20 protein-coding genes are annotated in these 18361 nt (G+C 60.5%); 14 read left to right on the forward strand and 6 right to left on the reverse strand.

The genetic code is table 11. The features are described from left to right. Positions 1-21: 21 nt before the first annotated feature. The 5 genes from HYH07_RS14635 to HYH07_RS14655 all read left to right on the forward strand — a co-directional run bounded on the left by HYH07_RS14635 (position 22) and on the right by HYH07_RS14655 (position 3383). A complete protein-coding gene (locus HYH07_RS14635) occupies positions 22-393 on the forward strand; it encodes a hypothetical protein (RefSeq protein WP_038959677.1) in 372 nt (123 codons plus the stop codon). A gap of 121 nt (positions 394-514) precedes the next feature. Continuing rightward, entirely contained in the window at positions 515-871 is a 357-nt protein-coding gene (locus HYH07_RS14640; protein WP_035632832.1) for a response regulator, read from the forward strand. 86 nt (positions 872-957) lie between these two features. Further along, positions 958-1356: a low affinity iron permease family protein gene (locus HYH07_RS14645; protein WP_039153463.1), complete on the forward strand. Its 399-nt coding sequence runs from the start codon at positions 958-960 to the stop codon at positions 1354-1356. 114 nt (positions 1357-1470) lie between these two features. Further along, the gene (locus tag HYH07_RS14650) at positions 1471-2262 is read left to right on the forward strand and encodes an alpha/beta fold hydrolase (protein ID WP_038959680.1); all 792 of its coding nucleotides are present in this window, start codon (positions 1471-1473) and stop codon (positions 2260-2262) included. Between the two features lie 29 nt (positions 2263-2291). Then, the gene (locus HYH07_RS14655; RefSeq protein ID WP_248879809.1) at positions 2292-3383 is read left to right on the forward strand and encodes a PAS domain-containing sensor histidine kinase; all 1092 of its coding nucleotides are present in this window, start codon (positions 2292-2294) and stop codon (positions 3381-3383) included. A 63-nt stretch (positions 3384-3446) separates the two neighbouring features. On the opposite strand, the gene HYH07_RS14660 is transcribed toward HYH07_RS14655, so the two are convergent. Further along, positions 3447-4625 (reverse strand): AI-2E family transporter, encoded by a 1179-nt coding sequence (locus HYH07_RS14660; protein WP_220003150.1) that lies wholly within the window; start codon positions 4623-4625, stop codon positions 3447-3449. Between the two features lie 83 nt (positions 4626-4708). Beyond that, a complete protein-coding gene (locus tag HYH07_RS14665) occupies positions 4709-5713 on the reverse strand; it encodes an alpha/beta fold hydrolase (protein ID WP_228749546.1) in 1005 nt (334 codons plus the stop codon). Between the two features lie 172 nt (positions 5714-5885). Here HYH07_RS14665 and HYH07_RS14670 point away from each other — a divergent pair, with 172 nt between their 5' ends. Together HYH07_RS14670 and HYH07_RS14675 are read left to right on the forward strand one after the other, a co-directional pair. Beyond that, positions 5886-6047, forward strand: a complete 162-nt coding sequence (locus HYH07_RS14670) for a hypothetical protein (RefSeq protein WP_220003151.1) — start codon at positions 5886-5888, stop codon at positions 6045-6047. A gap of 247 nt (positions 6048-6294) precedes the next feature. Further along, positions 6295-7620: an MFS transporter gene (locus HYH07_RS14675; protein WP_014493213.1), complete on the forward strand. Its 1326-nt coding sequence runs from the start codon at positions 6295-6297 to the stop codon at positions 7618-7620. A 145-nt stretch (positions 7621-7765) separates the two neighbouring features. Here the strand turns inward: HYH07_RS14675 and HYH07_RS14680 are convergent, their stop codons facing one another. Continuing rightward, positions 7766-8272, reverse strand: coding sequence for a ferritin-like domain-containing protein (locus tag HYH07_RS14680; protein WP_039153471.1), 507 nt, complete (start codon positions 8270-8272; stop codon positions 7766-7768). A 228-nt stretch (positions 8273-8500) separates the two neighbouring features. On the opposite strand from HYH07_RS14680, the gene HYH07_RS14685 reads away from it, so the two are divergent. The 7 genes from HYH07_RS14685 (at position 8501) to HYH07_RS14710 (ending at position 13720) form a co-directional block, all read left to right on the forward strand. Then, positions 8501-8818 carry a hypothetical protein gene (locus tag HYH07_RS14685; RefSeq protein WP_014493211.1) on the forward strand — a complete coding sequence of 106 codons (318 nt, stop codon included), beginning with the start codon at positions 8501-8503 and terminating at the stop codon, positions 8816-8818. Positions 8819-8843: 25 nt separating this feature from the next. Continuing rightward, the gene (locus HYH07_RS14690; RefSeq protein ID WP_014493210.1) at positions 8844-9464 is read left to right on the forward strand and encodes a general stress protein; all 621 of its coding nucleotides are present in this window, start codon (positions 8844-8846) and stop codon (positions 9462-9464) included. 357 nt (positions 9465-9821) lie between these two features. After that, positions 9822-10205: a hypothetical protein gene (locus HYH07_RS14695; RefSeq protein ID WP_014493209.1), complete on the forward strand. Its 384-nt coding sequence runs from the start codon at positions 9822-9824 to the stop codon at positions 10203-10205. 182 nt (positions 10206-10387) lie between these two features. After that, the gene (locus HYH07_RS14700) at positions 10388-11065 is read left to right on the forward strand and encodes a Crp/Fnr family transcriptional regulator (RefSeq protein ID WP_220003152.1); all 678 of its coding nucleotides are present in this window, start codon (positions 10388-10390) and stop codon (positions 11063-11065) included. A 645-nt stretch (positions 11066-11710) separates the two neighbouring features. After that, on the forward strand, positions 11711-11860 hold the full coding sequence (locus HYH07_RS36805) for a hypothetical protein (protein WP_409363895.1): 150 nt from the start codon (positions 11711-11713) through the stop codon (positions 11858-11860). Positions 11861-12034: 174 nt separating this feature from the next. Next, entirely contained in the window at positions 12035-13036 is a 1002-nt protein-coding gene (locus HYH07_RS14705; protein WP_228749547.1) for a sensor histidine kinase, read from the forward strand. A gap of 390 nt (positions 13037-13426) precedes the next feature. Then, complete coding sequence (locus tag HYH07_RS14710; protein WP_225895068.1) at positions 13427-13720, forward strand: hypothetical protein; 294 nt, start codon at positions 13427-13429, stop codon at positions 13718-13720. Between the two features lie 60 nt (positions 13721-13780). Here HYH07_RS14710 and HYH07_RS14715 read toward each other — a convergent pair whose 3' ends face one another. From HYH07_RS14715 to HYH07_RS14725, 3 genes are read right to left on the reverse strand one after another with little or no spacing between them, the layout of a single operon-like run. After that, on the reverse strand, positions 13781-15079 hold the full coding sequence (locus HYH07_RS14715; protein ID WP_220003153.1) for a glycoside hydrolase family 130 protein: 1299 nt from the start codon (positions 15077-15079) through the stop codon (positions 13781-13783). 32 nt (positions 15080-15111) lie between these two features. Further along, positions 15112-17397, reverse strand: a complete 2286-nt coding sequence (locus tag HYH07_RS14720; RefSeq protein ID WP_220003154.1) for a glycosyltransferase family 4 protein — start codon at positions 17395-17397, stop codon at positions 15112-15114. Then, positions 17394-18332, reverse strand: coding sequence for a class I mannose-6-phosphate isomerase (locus HYH07_RS14725; protein ID WP_038959692.1), 939 nt, complete (start codon positions 18330-18332; stop codon positions 17394-17396). The genes HYH07_RS14720 and HYH07_RS14725 overlap by 4 nt, the downstream gene beginning before the upstream one ends. Between the last annotated feature and the right edge of the window lie 29 nt (positions 18333-18361).

Consider the following 18361-nt stretch of genomic DNA (forward strand, 5'->3'; position numbering starts at 1 on the left):
GCCGATAACAGGAGGACTCCCATGTCGCTTACACAGTTTCGAGTCGATGACGGACCACACGTCATGGATGGACTAAGGCTTCTCGCTCAGGATGGAAATGATTGCGTGGAAGCGTTTATTGGGCGGAAGGTGATGGACGTCTGGGCGGACTCCATCGAGCATGGTGGTGGGCGACAAAGCCTGTTTCGCGATCAATACAATGCGCTTGGCAGACTGAACCTTGCCGCACTTCAGCGGATCGTGAGCGCGAAATACCAGCGAGGCGCGGTATTCAACCGACAGCATCCCTTCGTCGAGGTTCTATTCTCCGACATTGCGGACAGCGGGGAGGCGCTGGATCTGAGTCAACTGGTTCGAGAGACGTTGCCACCGGCATTTCACAGGATGGCCTGAGTCTCTGATTCCGAGAATGCTGCGACGTTGGCAGCGTCGCCGCGGAACCCTCTCAAGCCTGGGCCGTTCCAGACTTGCAACAGTCGTCAAGAGTATTGAGGAGCCACCGGTGCGAATACTTATGGTCGAGGACGATCCACTTGTCCGCGAATTGGTGGTCGACGCTCTGCGCGAGGAAGGCTACGAGGTCTTTCACGCCTCCAATGGTGAGCAAGCGCTGGCATTGTGCAAGAGGCAGATCGCGGACGTTCTGGTCACCGACATCAGGCTGCCCGGCGGAGTTGACGGGTGGCAGATCGCCGAACGTTGTCGGGAGCATGATCCCCAGCTGCAGGTGATCTACGCGACCGGCTTCTCGCCCGTCGAGGCCCGTCCGGTGCCTGGCAGTCTCACCTTGCACAAGCCCTACCAACCCGACCGCATCGTCGAAGCGGTCAGACAAATGGGAAAAGAAAGACGGCCTCCTTCCATCAGCTGACGGCGCTCCTTGCGGTCCGTCGATCGCCAATAGCTGACTTGCAGACATCTGCGGTGTGGCTTCCGCTTCGCCAAGGAAATCATTCAATGCGCGCAAATCTGCCCATAGGCTCTACGTCCGCGAATGCTCAACCAAGCGGCAATTGGTTCGCCCGGCTGGCAGTTGCGACCTCGCGCATTTCCGGCCGACCGACGACCTTTCTGCTGGCAGTTGCCGTCGTACTCGTGTGGGCGATCACAGGTCCCTTATTCGGCTTCAGCGATACCTGGCAGCTCGTCATCAACACGGGGACGACAATCGTGACGTTCCTGATGGTCTTTCTGATCCAGGCAACGCAGAACCGCGACACGCTGGCCTTGCAGTTGAAACTCGACGAATTGATCCTGGCGACCAAGGCCGCAAGCAACCGCATTGCGGGCATCGAGGAGGCGTCGGATGAAGAAATCAAGCAAGCGAAAGTCGAGATGCTCGAGCGCGCCGGCTGATCCGGATCGGCTCGCAGGACCGGACATCTCCACTGCATTCAGGCCTCGCAAACCGGACCGCGGCCCGGCGACGTTGGAGGAACTGCACGATAAAGGGCGATTCAGGGAGTCCTGATGGCAGGCACAATCAAACGAAATAACGTTCGCGTTCGCGGCGCCGGCCACCGGACGATGATCTTCGCACACGGCTTCGGGTGCGACCAGAACATGTGGCGCTTTGTGGCTCCCGCGTTCGAAAAGGATTTCATGACCGTTGTGTTCGACCACGTCGGCGCCGGCGGCTCCGACCTTTCGGCCTACGACAGCGCCAAATATTCGACCCTGTCCGGCTACGCCAAAGACGTGGTCGAAATCGGCACGGAGCTCGGATTGAAGGATTCCGTCTTCGTGGGACATTCCGTCAGCAGCATGATCGGCGTGCTGGCCGCCCGACAAGCCCCCGGGATGTTCGGCAAGCTCGTGCTTATCGGTCCGTCACCCCGTTACATCGACGACGACGGATACGTTGGTGGGTTCAGCGCCCAGCAGATCGAGGAATTGCTCAGGTTTCTCGACTCGAACCACATGGGTTGGTCGATGCAGATGGCGCCGATGATCATGGGCAATCCCGATCGACCGGAACTGGGTCAGGAGCTAACCAATAGCTTCTGCAGCGCGGATCCCGAAATCGCCAAAGCGTTCGCCCGGGTGACCTTCACCTCCGACAACCGCGAAGACCTCGCGGAGGTCTCCCTTCCGACCCTCGTTCTCCAGTGCAGCGAGGATATTATCGCCCCTCCGGAGGTCGGCGAGTTTGTCGCCCGCAATATTCCCAACAGCCGGATGATCGTCCTGGACGCGACCGGGCATTGCCCAAATCTGAGCGCGCCGGAAGAGGTCATCGCGGCGATGCGACCTTTTGTCTAGTGCGCGCCTCCGATCCCCAGTTCAAGGACATGATCGACAATGCGCCCTGCGGTTACGTCACCCTGCAGCCGAACGGCCGGATCGAGTACGTCAACCTCACCTTCCTGGAATGGAGCGGACATACGGCGCCACAGATGATCGGGAAGCGCTTCAGCGATTTCCTGACCATGCCGGGCCGCATCTATTACGAAACCCATATCGCGCCGCTGCTCCGAATGCAGGGATCCTTCGACGAATTCGCCATCGACGTGTTGACCGCCGCCGGTACGCCGCTGCAGATGATCGCCAACGCGAACGAGCGCCGCGATCCGGAAGGAAGGCTGCTGCTCATCCGTCTAGCCCTGATCAAGGCGACGGATCGGCGGCGCTACGAGCACGAGCTTCTGGCCGCCCGAGAATTGGCGATTGGCGCCGAGAAGGCGACGCAAGAACTGCTGCGGCTCGAGCACGAAACCTCCGAGTTGCGCGAACAGTTCATCGCCGTGCTCGGTCACGATCTTCGCAATCCTCTCGCCTCCATTAGCGCCGGCGCGAGAATTCTCGACCGAACCGTCCATAGCGAAAAGGAACACCAGATCATCGCCATGATGCAGACCACGGTCATGCGAATGGCCTCGATGATCGACAACGTTCTCGACTTCGCGCGCGGTCGGCTGGGCGGCGGCATTACCCTGGAACGCGATGCAAGAGCGCCGCTCGAACCTGCCCTTGCCCAGGTGGTCGACGAACTGAGACTGGCCTCACCCGGCCGGGTCATCGAGACCGAATTTGCCATCCACGAGCCGGTGAACTGCGATCGCATCCGCATCGGCCAGCTCCTCTCCAACCTTCTCGGCAACGCGGTGACGCACGGGGCAACCGACAAACCCATCGTCGTTCACGCCGAGACGCGAAAGGGATCGTTCGAACTCTGGGTAGCCAATGCGGGTGAGGCGATTCCGGAAACGGTGATGGAGAAGTTGTTCGAACCGTTCTTCCGCGGCAAAGCTCGTGCGAGCAAGCAGGGGCTTGGATTGGGGCTCTACATCGCCTCTCAGATCGCAAAGGCCCATGGGGGCGCTTTGACCGTCGCATCGAACTCCGCTGGAACCCGCTTCACCTTCTCTATGCCTCTTTCGTAGCCTGCCAGCACTGGCCGTGCCCCGCCGGCGGTACGTCCTCAATCCATCACCAAGACGCTGCGATTATCCTTCGAGGACGTGCCCCAAAGCCTTTAGCGGACGGACGCGATCGCTGACGATCTTCAGGATGGCCAACATTGGAACGGCCAGGATCGCGCCAGGCACCCCCCACATCCAGAACCAGAACACCAGCGACAGGATGATCAGCACGGGATTCAGGGTGAAGCGTCGCGCAAGCAGCATGGGAGTCAGGGTCTCGCCCTCGGCGAGGTGGATGCAGAAGTAAAGAATCGCCGGCAGCAAGGCCCACCACAAGCTGTCGAAACTCAACATTCCGGCGAGCAGGAAGATGATGGTTCCCAACAACGGCCCGAGAATTGGAACGTAGTTGAGCAGGAAGGCAGCGGCTCCCCACAACAAGGGATCTCCAAGCCCGCAGAGGTACATCGCAGCCGCCGTCGCAATTCCCACCGCAGCATTCATGGCCGTGATCGTGAGCAGATAGGCCGATATGTCCGCTTCGATCTGCTGGAAGATGTCCACGGCCTGCCTCTTGTCGGCAAAATTCGGCAGCACCTCGACGATGCGTCGCAGAAAAATGTCGCCTGCGACCAGAAGGAAATAGAGCACCAGAACCGTCGTGAACAGGCCGTCGAGAACGGCGCGCGTTCCGGCAAAGAGCACGCCGGTCAGACCGAGATCGCGGCGAACCGAAACGGTGGGCTCCTTTTTCCCGGGAGAGTCCGCGACGTGCTCCGCCTGCTGGACAACCTTTTGCAGCGCTTCGATCGGGCGCTTCAGGACGACCAGATGAGTTTCCAGGCGCGGTAAGCCGTCCGGCAACTTCTCCGCCCACGACGCGGCGGGTAGTGACAAGGCTGCCACGAAGCCCACGAGCGCTCCCACGACCAGCAGGATCGCCAAGAGCGCGCCGACGGCACGGGGTAGGCCGATACGCTCGAGAAGATCCACGGCAGGTTGCAGAATGAGTTGCAACACGAAGGCGAGCACCACGGGCAATATGATCGAGCTTGCCACGTATACGGCCGCCAGGACGGCCAGTGTCAACAGGCTACCGAGAAAAAACGTCTGCGGACTGGACGGCAGCGGCATCTCGACATTGTCGACCGCCTGCGTTGGCAAGGCCCCCGATTCCGACGCGCCGGCGTCCTGCCCTGGCGACGAGGAGGCCTCCTGCGGCAACATCGAAAGCGAAACCAAGGCGTTTCCTCCATCCTCCACGCAAATCTATCCTGCCGGCAGCCAGGTATCCCTGCGCGGTCATGGCGAGCGGTACTCGCCACCGCATCGCCGCCTCCGACGGACTAGTGCAGGGTCTCGGCAGCGGCTTCGTCGATAGCCGCCATCAGATCTCGCGTGGCAGATTGCTGGATCATATGTCCAGCTCCGGCAATGCGGTGCAGCTTGCTCTGCTTGACCTCGTCATGCAGCCTGGCCGATTGCTCATCGATATCGATCAAACGATCATCCTCGCCCGCGAGTATGATCGTCGGCATGTCGAGTTCGCCGTAGGTCTTCGAAGAAGCAAATGCAGCGGGAACCATCAACGTCGATTCCGCCGCACTGGCGCGGAGCTGTGATGGCCGGACGGCCATTTCCTTCGGAAAGCCGACGAATTTTCCGGGGACTGGTTGCGGGCCAAACACCTTGCGCAACATTGCCGGCCACATCAATCGACCCAGGATCGGTGAGACGGTGTAGCTGATGATATCGCCAAGCGCGGGTGTGGCGGGTAGAGATGAGGCCACTGCGTCGGCTCGCGCGGTCGGAAAATAGTATCCCGATGCCAGCACCAGCGCTTCGACGAAGGAAGGATGCCGTATCGCCAGCGCAACCGCGACCGACGCCCCCCACGAATGCCCGAGTACGATGGCTCGCTGAACGCCAAGCCCATCAAATGCCTTCCTGAACAGGTCCGCCTGTGCCTCCGGCGTCCAAACCACATTTCGCGGCCGCAGGCTATGCCCGAATCCGGGTCGGTCGAAGACGATGACCCTGTAATTCTCGGCTGCCAGATCGATCAGGCCGCTCGACTCGAAATCCTGGATCATGCTGCCATTGCCGTGGAAGAGAACCAGCGCCCGGCCATTGCCGCGCTCCACATAGTGCAGACGGACCCCCTCGACGTCGATGAACCGACCCTGTGGCGGGTTATCACGCTGCGCTTTCTCGGCAAAATGCCGGTTCGCGATCGCCGTCGCCGCCACAAGGGTAGCGGCCCCAGCAAAGGCGGCGATGGCGGGATATCGCCTGAAGGCGGCCAGGCAGTCGGACAGGAATGCGGAAGAACGTGTTTGCGAACGAGCCATGTGCAACACCTCAAGTGGTCTGCACGACGCCTCACGCCAATGAGAAATGTTGCAGGTCATGCTCAACGGGGACGAGCGAGCTTTCGTTCCAAGCGGTAAATCGCAGCTTTGGGAACATAGAGACCTCGGTCCCGTTCAACATTGTTACTCTTCCCAAGGAGTGACTGGTCCAATGACTAACAAGAAGAACCCAAATGAGAAGCAGCCCGGCGAGAACCCCGATGGCAAGTACCATTTCAATCCCGGAAACATGGCAGGGAAAACGCCGGGGGATGCCGAGCAGACTGACGAAAATCGTGGCACGCCGCATGAGAAGGAAAAGCCAGCCGGTTAGCAGTGGTCGATGAGACCGCCAGATGGCTGCGTTGCTGCGCCGACAGGAACAGATGCTGTGAGCAATTTTGCTCAGACTCAGACTGACGATCGTTTCACACTATCTTTGCCGTGCGGAGTGAGGCGGCGCGAATGATCGAAGCGTTTGTTCGCCAGATCGACGCCACGAGGCGTGCCAGTCCTGTCGGCTGGCGACGCTACCGCTTAATGGGACATGGAGCTCAAACTACCAAGCGAGAGGCTGCGCCATGCAAGACGTCGAGAAACGTGTCATCGGCAAGGTGATGTGGCGGCTCATTCCGTTCCTGATCCTGTGTTACTTCGTGGCTTATCTCGACCGGGTCAATGTCAGCTTTGCCAAGCTGCACATGAACGAGGCGCTCGGCTTGAGTGAAGCAGCCTTTGGATTGGGCGCAGGCCTGTTCTTCGTCGGTTATTTTCTGTTTGAAGTACCGTCCAACATCTTTCTGGAGAAGGTCGGCGCGCGCGTGTGGATCGCCCGCATCATGATCACTTGGGGGATCGTCTCGGCGGCCTTCGCGTTCATCCCATCGATATCGGCGGCGACCGGAATTCCGACGACGGGCGTCTTCTACTCGCTCCGTCTGCTGCTCGGCGCCTGCGAGGCAGGCTTTTTTCCGGGCATCATCTTCTATTTGACCCTGTGGTTCCCGGCGGTTTACCGCGCCAGGGTCATCAGCCTGTTCATGCTGGCGATCCCGATATCATCCATCATCGGATCGCCAATCTCCGGGATGCTGCTAGGCCTGACCGGCTGGGGACTGGACGGCTGGCAGTGGCTGTTCATTCTCGAGGCGCTGCCATCGGTTCTGGTGGGCATCGGCGTCCTGATCTACCTGACCGATTTGCCGCGCCAGGCGCGTTGGCTGCAACGGGATGAAATTGCGTGGCTGGAGAACGTGCAGGCGACCGAGAAGCTGAACAAGGAAAAGGTCGAGCACCTGTCCCTGGGGCAGGCGCTCACGGATCCGCGCATTCTCATGTGCGCGTTGGTGTATTTCTGCCTGAACGCCGCAAGCTACGGAGTGGCGTTTTTCCTGCCGACCATCATCAAGGGGTTTGGCGTCAGCGATACCCAGACCGGATTGCTTGCGGCGCTGCCCTTTGTCTTCGGCGCCGTGGGCATGGTGCTGCTCGGTCGTCATTCGGATCGGACCATGGAACGAAAGGGTCACGTCGCGGTGGCACTGCTCATGGCCGCGATTGGAATCGGATTGGCAGGGTTCGTCTCAAACGCCGTCGTCGTCATGGCGCTGCTTTGTTTTGCACAGATCGGCGTCTCCGCGGTACCCCCGATGTTCTGGCCGCTGCCGGCGAGTTTCCTGACGGGCGCATCGGCCGCCGCCGGCATTGCCGCGATCAACTCGCTCGGAAATCTTTCGGGTTTCGCCGGTCCCTACGCGATGGGCTATCTGAAGGATCTGACCGGCAACTTTACCGCCGGCCTTCTCCTGCTGGCGGGGTGCGCGCTGGCGGGCGCGATCGTTGTCGTGATGTTGCGGATTGATGCAAGGCGCGAGCATTTGTCGGGTGAGATCGCGATGGCGCACTAATGCGCGAATCGTCATACACCCCTAAAATGAGGGACGTCTTCGTTCGGCAGCGGTGAAAGCGTGCCGAACGAAGTGGAGCGAGCCTGCAGCCGACATGTTGAGATAACGGACGCCGCCGCATTCGGTCGGGCCGCGCCCCGCTCACTCACGCTGCTTCGTCTTGCTCAGCGTCCAGGTTGATGACGGCTTTCGCAAGCTTGGTCAGCGCGGCGTCAGTCGCACGTTCCTGGTCGAGGGTCTGCTGGAGCAACTTGACCGACTTGGTGTAACCGAGTTCCTCGGCCCAGGTACGAAGCGTGCCGTAGCGGCTCATCTCGTAGTGTTCGACGGCCTGCGCAGCGGCGAGCAACCCGGCATCGTGGGCGGGCATGCCCTCGTACTCGTCCATGATCTCCTGCCCTTCCTTCGCGATACCCACGATGGCATCACAGGTCTTGCCCTGGGGCTTCTTGTCGATTTCGGCGAACACCTGCTCCAGGCGCTCGATCTGACCTTCGGTCTCGCCAAGGTGTTTCTCGAAAGCGGCCTTGAGGTCGGCATGCTGCGCAGCCTTCATCATTTTCGGCAGGGTCGCGAGAATCTTCTTCTCGGCGAAATAGACGTCCTTGAGAGTGTCGTGAAACAGGTCTTCGAGCTTCTTCATTTTCGCCATGGTCCATCTCCGCGATGTGGGGGGGATTGTGGGAGGCAATCCCGCGCGTCCGGCTAAGTTCCTCAAGCGTCAGTTGACGAGTCGTCGCAACCTCCGGCGCGATACGCGACCGCGTTCCCGGCAACTGAAGCGCTACCTAGCCGCCGCGGAACTCCACCTAACGCTGCGGCGCGAGGAACTAACGCGGCGACGAGAGATTGGGCTCCCACCTGAACACTGGAGAAAACTATGAAACGTTCACTTCTGCTCATTTGCATTGGATTATTGGCGGCCACCACGGCTTCGGCGCAAAATCCGCCCGCGCAGTCGGGGCCGAACAACAGCGCCGTCAATAGCCCCGGTCAAAACAACTCCAACGCTCCCGTCGCCGGTCGTAACAGTTTCACCGAAGGACAAGCCAAGTCGAAGATCGAGGATGCCGGCTACACCAACGTCACCGAGTTGAAGAAGGACGACAATGGTGTCTGGCGCGGCAAGGCGAGCAAGAGCGGCTCAGTCGCTGCGGTCAGCGTCGATTTTCAGGGCAACGTCAATAGCGCCAAGTAATAGCGCGAAGTAAGGAAGGCTCAGCATGACCGTTACAATTTCTCGTCTTTACGACAACCACAATGATGCCCAGCAGGCTGTTCGACGCCTGGAAGCCGCAGGCGTGCCGCACTCGGACATCAGCATCGTCGCCAACAATTCAGACAGCTGGTTCAACACCGACAAGAAGGTGGACCGCGACGGCGATGGGGTCGACGATCGCGCCGAGGGTGCCGGGACAGGCGCCGGCATTGGTGCGGGCGTGGGTGGCACGGCCGGCCTTCTTGCCGGGCTCGGCCTGCTGGCGATCCCCGGCCTCGGGCCCGTTGTCGCAGCCGGCTGGCTGGCCGCGACGGCGGTCGGCGCAGCCGCAGGTGCAGCTACCGGCGGAATTGTCGGAGCGCTGACGCAGGCTGGCGTTTCGGAGGAGGACGCGCACTCCTATGCCGAGGGCGTCCGTCGTGGCGGCACGCTGGTGTCGGCACGCGTGGCCGATGCAGACCAGTCTCGCTTCGATGCAATATTGAACGAGTCGGCCATCAACCTGCGTGACCGCAGCGCTGCCTGGCAAAAGGCCGGGTGGAAATCATTCGATCCGGCCAGCAAGCCCTACGGCGCCGAGGAGATTCGCAAGGAGCGGCAGCAATACGGTGGCGCGCTTCGCTAGGCAACATTCAAAGGCCCGCTCCGGCGGGCCTTTTCTTTCGACCTACGTGGAGAAACTCTTTCGAAGCAAAACCCCTGGAATGGATCTCAGATCGATGGAGCCGGAACGAAAAGCCCGGCCGCGAGGGCCGGGCTGATCGGAAGTATGATTTCAAGTCAGGCAATTCAAGAATAGAGCGCGGGTAGACTGCGCTGTCTGTTCAAATAGGCACACAACGCGGGCGGGGGCATGCGGCACATCTGCGCCCATCCGAGTTGGGCCTCCACACGCCGAATGAGCAATTTGGTACAGCCGCCCAGCGATCGACATGCTTGGCTTCCTCAAGCTATCTCGATCCTCTCAGTCAAAGGCGACATCATGGACATCTCCCGGGAGACAAAGGCGACCGCGCGCTCCGTTCTGTGGGGTGCTGTGGCTGGGGCGATGGCCCTGGCGATCGTTGGCTTCAGCTGGGGCGGCTGGGTGACCGGTGGGTCCGCAGAGACCCTCGCTGCAAGCCGCGCTGCGACGGCCGTCGTCGCAGCTCTCACACCCATCTGCGTTGAAAAGTTTCGACAGACCGCTGATGCCTCGGCGAACCTGACCGAAATGAAGAAGGCGACCTATGTATCGGAACAAGGCAAGTTCGTCGAAAAGGGAGGTTGGGCCACGATGCCGGGAAGCACCGAGCCAAACTCGGCCGTTGCACGGGCTTGTGCCGAATCGCTCGGCCGCGAAAAAGCGGTGGAGCAACGCGGATAGCCGGCGAACCTGCGCAGGGCGCGATCTGCGCAGTATTTCGGGATGTCCATACCTGGCCCCCCCTTGCGGGCCGGAATTCCCTGATGTGATTTCCGTTCCCGCTCTCCCGCGCTGCGCCTTCCACGAAGCGGACATTCTGCTAATATTACGGGGCACTACACCTAGGGAATGAGAGCGTCCATTTGGCAAAGCCTGCGAAGGACAAGTTTGATCCCAAGACCTTCCTCGCCAAGGTTGGGGCAGGAAAATCGATCTCGAAGCTTGGCAAGGGTCAGAACGTGTTCGTGCAGGGAGATGTCGCGGACGCGGTTTTCTACATTCAAAAAGGAAAAATCAAGCTCACGGTCGTCTCCGACCAGGGCAAGGAAGCCGTCGTCGGGATGTTGGAGCCGGGACAATTCTTTGGTGAAGGTTGTCTCAACGGCCAGCCATTGCGTATCGCGACGACTACGGCAATGGAAGACAGCATCATCACTAGAATATCGAAACCGGCAATGTTTTCAGCGCTCGAAGGCAGGCCCAAGTTCTCCCAATTGTTCATGGCGTACCTGCTCACGCGCAATAGCCGGATCGAAGAAGATCTGATCGACCAACTATTCAACTCCAGCGAAAAACGTTTGGCGCGGCTGTTGCTTCTGCTCGCAAATTTCGGCAAGGAAACCAGCCCGCAGCCTATTGGGGTCAAGATCAGTCAGGAAACACTTGCCGAAATGATCGGCGCGACCCGATCGCGGGTTAGCTTCTTCATGAATAAATTCCGCAGGCTTGGGTTCATCAGCTACAATGGAAAAATCGAGGTCCATAGCTCGCTCCTGAACGCCGTTCTGATTGAGAAGTCGGAGCTGGGCCGGAAGGACTGACCGGCGCGCGACCGGTCGATTGATCGACGGCAGATGCGTGGCATCGCCATTTGGAGGTCGGGGACGTCGACCCCCTCGCCGGTCTTTAGCATTCGCCCTCTCGCTGGATCGCTGCGATGCTGATCGCGATCCAGTAGGTTGTCATTTGGTATGATCGCGGCAGTATCGCTGCCGAGCGCGATCAAGATCAAGCCGACGGCAGTCGTTTCAAGGTCGATCAAGCAAGGTGATGCGCGTGAATGCGTTCAGCATACAGATCAGGCATCGAGATGATTCAGCCGAACGAACACGGCGAGGACGGTCGGCCGACGTTTCAATTCGAAGGCCCTCAGACCAGTCTTACCTCCGTGCCCGCATCAGGGCGCGTGAGCAGGTGGGGACCAACAAGTGGCGCGTCGAAGAGTGAGCAAAATTGCACAGCGACCGCAAGCTGGATGTGATCGGATCACGCCGGGCGTCGCGGGCCGCCCCCGCGCCGTTCGGGCGGCCCGAGATCGCGACCAGTGCCGAACTCGGGCCGCTCTTGTTTGGCTTGGCGCAGGAGCGCAAGAAGCAGGACGGACCGCTGAAGCGTCATCGATCATGGAAGCGCGCGATATGTAATGAAATTGGTGGCCGCAGATCCGCGGAACCTGAAAGGTCGATATGTTGCTAAAGATCAAAGAGCATACCTGCCCTGGATGCAGCGGAACGGGCTTCGCTGCGGTGATGCAGCCCGTGGAACCGGGCCGAAAGATCTACCCAGCGAAATGCCAGTCATGCAAAGGCAAGGGCAGGATCACGGACGCCGACTAAGGCAAAGGCCCATTCTTATCCGCTCGCGGCGCGTATGTCGGAGTGCGCAGGCCGGCCGGCGCGGGCCGATCACGGAAATTGATTCCGCCAAGCCTCGTTCTTCCGCTCACATGCGCTGCCTGGCACCACCGCGCCCCTCAGCCGTTATCGGTGTACAAGATGGAAGCAAAGCGGATGTCGTCCGATAAGATATCGATGCCGGTTTGGAATGAAAAGCACTTGCGTGCTGCGACCGACGCCGCCGGCGTGGCCTTGTGGGCCTGGAACGTGGATACGGACGCTATTACGATGGACGAACGCGCCTACGACCTGTGGGACGTTCCGAAGAGTGAAAAACACATCACATTCGAGATCTTGTCCAGGAACATCCATCCTGCTGATCTGGAACGAGTCAGGTCTGCGTTTGCCGCTACTCGCGCAATAGTAGGCGCTTACGAGATTGACTTTCGCATCTTGTTCGACGGCGACATCCGTTGGATCTCCGCGCGCGGGCAAGGCGACGATGCGGACATCGCCGATCGAACCATGTTTGGCATCTTCCTCGATGTTACCCAACGCAAGCAAGCCGAAGAAGCGAACGAGTTGCTTGCCGGTGAGATGAGCCATCGCGTGAAGAACCTTCTGACTATCGCGACCGCGCTTACTCAATTAACATCGCGTTCGGCCGCAACCAAAGAAGACATGGCCCACGAGCTAACAAATCGGCTGATGGCCTTGGGACGTGCACAGGATCTCATTCGCCCCATACCGGGAAGGAAGAGCGAAGGAGCGCTTCTTGGTGACCTCGTCTCCATCTTGCTCGCGCCTTACGACGAAAGAGAGGCGAGCGTCCGCATTCGCGTTTCGGTGCCGAAGATGAATGTCGGCGAGATGTCGAGTACAACGCTCGCTCTTGTGCTGCACGAACTGGCAACAAACTCGGCGAAATACGGTTCGCTATCGCTGGCAAGCGGCACCTTGGACGTGTCGTGCAATGCCCATGGCGACGAAGTCGTCGTGACCTGGACCGAGCGGGGCGGCCCGCCTCTTAAGGCTCCCGCAAGGCTCGATGGCTTTGGAAGCAAATTGGTGCAGCGGAGCATGGCGGCCCAACTCGGTGGCTCCATCGCATTCGACTGGTCGGAAGAGGGGCTGGTCGTTACGCTGATCATGAGCAAAGATCGCCTGGCAAGGTGAGGAACCTTGAGACCTTCGCACAGTAGCGTCCGGCGCAACGCGGAGCCTGGAAGACAGAGATCAGGTCCGCGTTCCGGAGTGGCTGACACTTCCGGGAGACTGCATGGGGCGGCCTCGCACAATACCCATCCGCTCGACCTCTGCGGCCAGCGCCTGCGCCTAACCCGGCAATCCGCCCGAAAGGCCAGCCCGGGACGCTGCGGATATGCCGCTTCCCGTGGACGACGCCAAGGCGTCGCCCACCATGCCACAGCAACCGCAACACGAAGCACAACAGTTTCAAGCCGCAATTCCAATTGACCGCGCCGGCTCGCGCATGCCGGAGAGCAGCCAGAACGCTTCGCTCCCGGGCGAGACCAACTTGGAAAGGTGGGCGACAAGGAGATGCGCATGAATATGTTCGAGATTACGATCGCACGCATCGAGGTGATTCTGCCGAATGAACGTGGCGAGGACATTCGCCTGACGTTTCAGTTCGAAAGCCGTCAGACCAGTTTTACCTTGCCAATTTTCCTGAAGTCTTGCGAATTCGACGATACCGAGATCGTCAGGGTAGCCCGAAGCCAATTACACGACGTTTTCGCGCAGCTTTGCAGCCAGTGCGAGGATTGGCAGCTGACAGAGGACGAGCGTCGCGAGCTCGCAAGGATAAGCGTGCGGCCTGGCGTCAAGGCGCAGGAGTAGCTCGGGAACAAAAGCAGCTATTGAACTGGATGTATGCTCCTGAGATCAGCTGGCCGCGCCCTAGCATTTCATCGCGTTTATGAGCTCGGAAATCTCGATCATTGCGAAATTCGAGAATGTGTCGGACACGGCATATGGCAGGATGATCTGGTTATTGTGCCGCATCCCGCCGCACGTATAAACGACGTTAGGGACGTATCCTTCACGCTCGGATGGTTCAGGCCGCAATAGCGGCTCGCGCGAACGTGCCAGCACCTTGGATGGGTCGTGCTTGTCGAGCAGCGCCGCACCGATCGAGTACTTGCGGACCGGGCCGACACCGTGCGTCAGCAGCAGCCAACCCTCATCGAGTTCGATCGGCGACCCGCAATTGCCGATCTGGACGAACTCCCAGGGAAACTGCGGTTTCAAAATGGCTTGACCGCCATCCCACGTGTGGAGGTCGTCTGAATAGATTAGATACAGGTTCTCATTGTCCTGCCTCGCGATCATGGCATACTGGCCGCCGATCTTGCGCGGGAACAGTGCCATTCCCTTGTTCCGAGCCGCAGCCCCTCGCAGGGGCGCCAGTCGAAACGACGTGAAATCACTGGTCTCGATTAATTCGGAGCGGATGGCTCGACCGCTGTAAGCGGTATAGGTCGCGTAATACGTCTTTCGATCGCCGTCGCTGAATTCGACAAAGCGCGCGTCCTCTATGCCGTTCGATTGGGATTCTGTGACGGGAAAGATGACGCGCTCGGTCAGGTCTTCTTCGGGCTTGAAAATCAGCTCGACACGCTCGCCGTCCGGCCCCGATATGCGATGGCAAATCCTCGGAATCGACGCGAGCCGAGCCGTCGGATCAACGGCCAGACTGCCGTCAGCCGCGATGGTCCCGGTTCGAAACGTCAGTGACGATACATGCCCTTCGCCTATGGCACGGAGACTGAGGATAAAGCGCACGCCGCCCTTCGGCGCCCCCGATTGATCGGGATGCGCCACGATGCTGGGGTTGAACAAGGCAGAGGCTTCGAATGAATACTCATTGAGGAAATAGGCGCCGACCAGCTGGCGCTGCTTCTTTGAGAAGACGCCATGCGTCGCGAAAGCGTCCTCCATTTCGTCCGCGCGGGCCTCGAATCTTTCCAACAGGTTGCGATGTCGCCCCTTGAAATTGTCCAGCACGTCCGCGAGCTGAGCGGCAACGGCTTCCTGATCGAGTGCAAGAACTCGCTCGACGATATGATTTGCGCGCATCTTGTCGTTGGGGTTGAGATCGCGCGGTTCAGTCGCCGGCTTGAATGGCCGCACGATAACTCGCGCGGGATCGGGACGCAGATGAAGCGCCTGCCGGTTCAGGAAGGTAGCTTGTGACACGGTATCCTCAGGTCGCTGGATGAAAGGGAAATTCAAACACCCACGGCGCGTAAGGCCGTGGGCTTGTTCAGGCTGGTGTTGACGCGCTCGAGCTGACGAATCTCCGCAAGTCCAAGCAAATAGCAGACGACCGACTCGCCTCCACGGTTTTCGTTGGCGCGATCGGGATGCAATCCATCGCGGCAGCTCCCGGTGTGCGGATCGACCAGTGCCACGGACAGATCATTGCTGCCCAGAAACCAGCCGAAGGCGCGCATGGCCATGGTTTTCCACTCGGCATCGCCGTCCGCACGCCACGCCGTCAGGCAGGCAGCGATCGTTGCCGTGGCTTCCACGGGTTGCTGATCGAAGGCGCGGGGATGTTGCCGCTGTTCGCCGAAGCTGCCGGTGCCCACCGGCCGGAAATGACCTGCCACGCTCGTCTGCTGCGTCATCAGCCAGCGCAATGAGCGCAATCCCGCATCGCGGTATTGCGGCGTTTGAGTCGTCATCCCTGTCAGCATCAAGGCTTGCGGCAATCGCGCGTTGTCGTAAGCGAGCCCTTCCTCGAACCACACCCAGTCCGGCGTCTCTACCGACGCCAGACAGGACATCAACCTGTCAGCAAGCGCGTGCCGGACTTCCCTTGCATGGAGATCATCCGGAGCAACAGTGCAATAAGCGTCCAGACCTAGCAGCATGAACGCCCACGCGCGGGGCGAGCTGAAGCTCTCGGCCGTCGACAAAGCCTGGGCGAACAAATCCGTGGCCCACCTGCGCCGCGACGGGCTTGCGTCTCCGCGCGCCGCCTCGCCCAATGCCCATAGCGTCCGCCCGTGACTGTCTTCCGAGCCTCTGTCCTCGAGCCAGGTTCGATTGAAGCCCATGAAGTTGCGAAATCGCCTGATGTCGGGATTCCACGCATGCTGCACGAATGCTGCAAAGCGGGTCGTCAGGATTTCCGGCAACGCCTGTTCGCCGGGATTGTTGAGGGCGCAGGCCAAGAGTAACGCCCGGGCATTGTCATCGACGCAATAGCCGTGCGAGCGATCCGGCACCGACTGAACCGCGTGCTGGAACAAGCCGATGTCGTCGCACATCGTCATGAAATGGCCGATCTGCATGACGGGCGCAGCGGGGCCGCGTGGTTCCGGCGCGCCGGAATCGGGACGCGCAAAGACCTTGAGCCGATGACCCTGCCGCGCGGCCTCGAAGGCGGACATGTAACGCTCGGCCGTGCGTTCCCACGTCATCATCCGGCTCATGGCGTATGCGCGTTGGCCCATCTCTTGCCGGCGCGCGTCGTCGGTGAGCAGTTTGGCGATCTCACCGCCGATCGCCGCCGCATCGCCGAATGGTACCAGAACTCCGCATCCGTCAGTAAGCAGCTCGCGTGCGTGCCAGTAGGGCGTCGACACCACCGCCTTCCCGAGCCCAAAACTGTAAGCCAAGGTTCCAGAGGTCATCTGGGCCTCATTGAGATAGGGCGTGACATAGACGTCGCACATAGAGATGAATTCGAGCAGCGTGGCCTGGTCCACGAACCGGTCGAGGAACACCACGTGGTCCTCGACGCCCAGCTCGCGGACCCGCGCCATCAGACTTTCGCGATAGGCTTCGCCCTGGTCTCGAACCAGATTGGGGTGCGTTGCGCCGAGCACGACATGCACCGCATTCGCGCGGTGTTTCAAAATCGAGGGCATTGCATCGATCATGACTTCGACGCCTTTGTTGGGGGACAGCAGCCCGAACGTCAGAATGACCGACTTGCCGTCAAATCCGAGCCTGGCCTTCGCCGCATCGGGCCCGGCAAAGGCGACATCGGGAATGCCGTGAGCGATCACCTCGATCTTGTCGTCCGGCACGAGGTAGACGCTGCGCAGTAGCTCGCGGGCCTTGTTAGCCATCACCACCACCTTCGACGACGCATCGACGATGCGCTCCATGACCGCGCGTTGCTTGGCTGACGGGTTGGCCAATACGGTATGAAGCGTCGTCACGACCGGCATGGTCAGGCGCGCCAGCAGCGGGAGGATATGGGCGCCGGCTTCGCCGCCGAAAATGCCGAATTCGTGCTGCAGGCACACGGTATCGAACCGGCCGGCATTCAGGAAATCCGCTGCACGCAGGTAGTCTTCGACATTGTCGTCCTTGATCTGGAAAGCGACCGCCGGCGGATAGTCGTAGGCCTGGCCGCGATCGGTCATCGCCACGATGCAGGTTTCCAGATCAGGGCGTGACGCCGATATCGCTCTCTGCAGGTCCGTCGTGAAGGTTGCGATTCCGCAACGGCGAGGCAGCGAGTTGCCGATAAGGGCGATGCGGCGGAGCGACGTCATGTCTGTGCCTCGATGATCTTGCCCGATTTCCTGGAGCCCGTACCGGTGGATGCATCGGGAGACTTGGTCGCTCGTCCGGTGCAGTCCTGCAGCAGCGAAACCATGGGATCCGGTCCCGGATAGGCGACCAAGCCGCTCATTCCGTCCAGGCCAATCGCGATGCCGGCGCTGTCGGCCTCAATGAAGATCGCGTCACCGACGGTCGCATCCGTATGCCCGATGCGCGCCTTCCCCTCGATCACAAGCATCCAGGTTTCCCGGTCGGCATCGAGCGCCCACTGCGAATTGGCCTGGAAATCGACCCGCTCGAGCACGAATTGTGGGCTCGCGACGAGAATTCTTCGTGCGTCCGTGAGACGCCGCGGAGCGGATTGAGCCTGGGATGGCCCGGCGTCGGAAGCGGCCACCGCGTCGTCTTCGTGCAGCTCGCGGTGCCTGCCAAAGTCGAACAGGCGGAATGTCGTATCGCTGCGTTGCTGAATCTCGGCGAGCACGATACCGGCGCCGATGGCGTGGATTGTGCCGCCGGGGACGCAGATGAAGTCGCCCTTCGCAACAGGGCGCCATTGCACGAGACCGGCGATCGAGCCGTCCCTGATCGCTGCGCGCAACGCCTGCGGCGTGAGGCGCCGCGTCAGTCCCAGCGCTACCCGCGCGCCCGGCGCTGCTGACAGGATGTACCATGCCTCGGTCTTCCCGTTCGGCAGATCGATGGCGTGCGCGAACTCATCGTTGGGGTGGACCTGGATCGACAGAGGTTGGCTGGTAAACAGGAGCTTGAGCAGCAGGGCGGAGCCTGGTGCATCTTTATCGATGCGCTCGAACCACAACTCCCCGACGGGGTCGCCCGAAACGTCGATGCAGCTCCATGGTCGGATGTCTGCGACCCCCCATGGTTTGCGCGCAACCTGCACCGAGGCATGTTCGATGGTCATAGATTGTCCTTACCCTTGACGCGCATCTC

It is taken from the genome of Bradyrhizobium sp. BR 10261, assembly GCF_019455395.1.
In the GTDB taxonomy this organism is placed as follows: Bacteria; Pseudomonadota; Alphaproteobacteria; order Rhizobiales; family Xanthobacteraceae; genus Bradyrhizobium; species Bradyrhizobium manausense.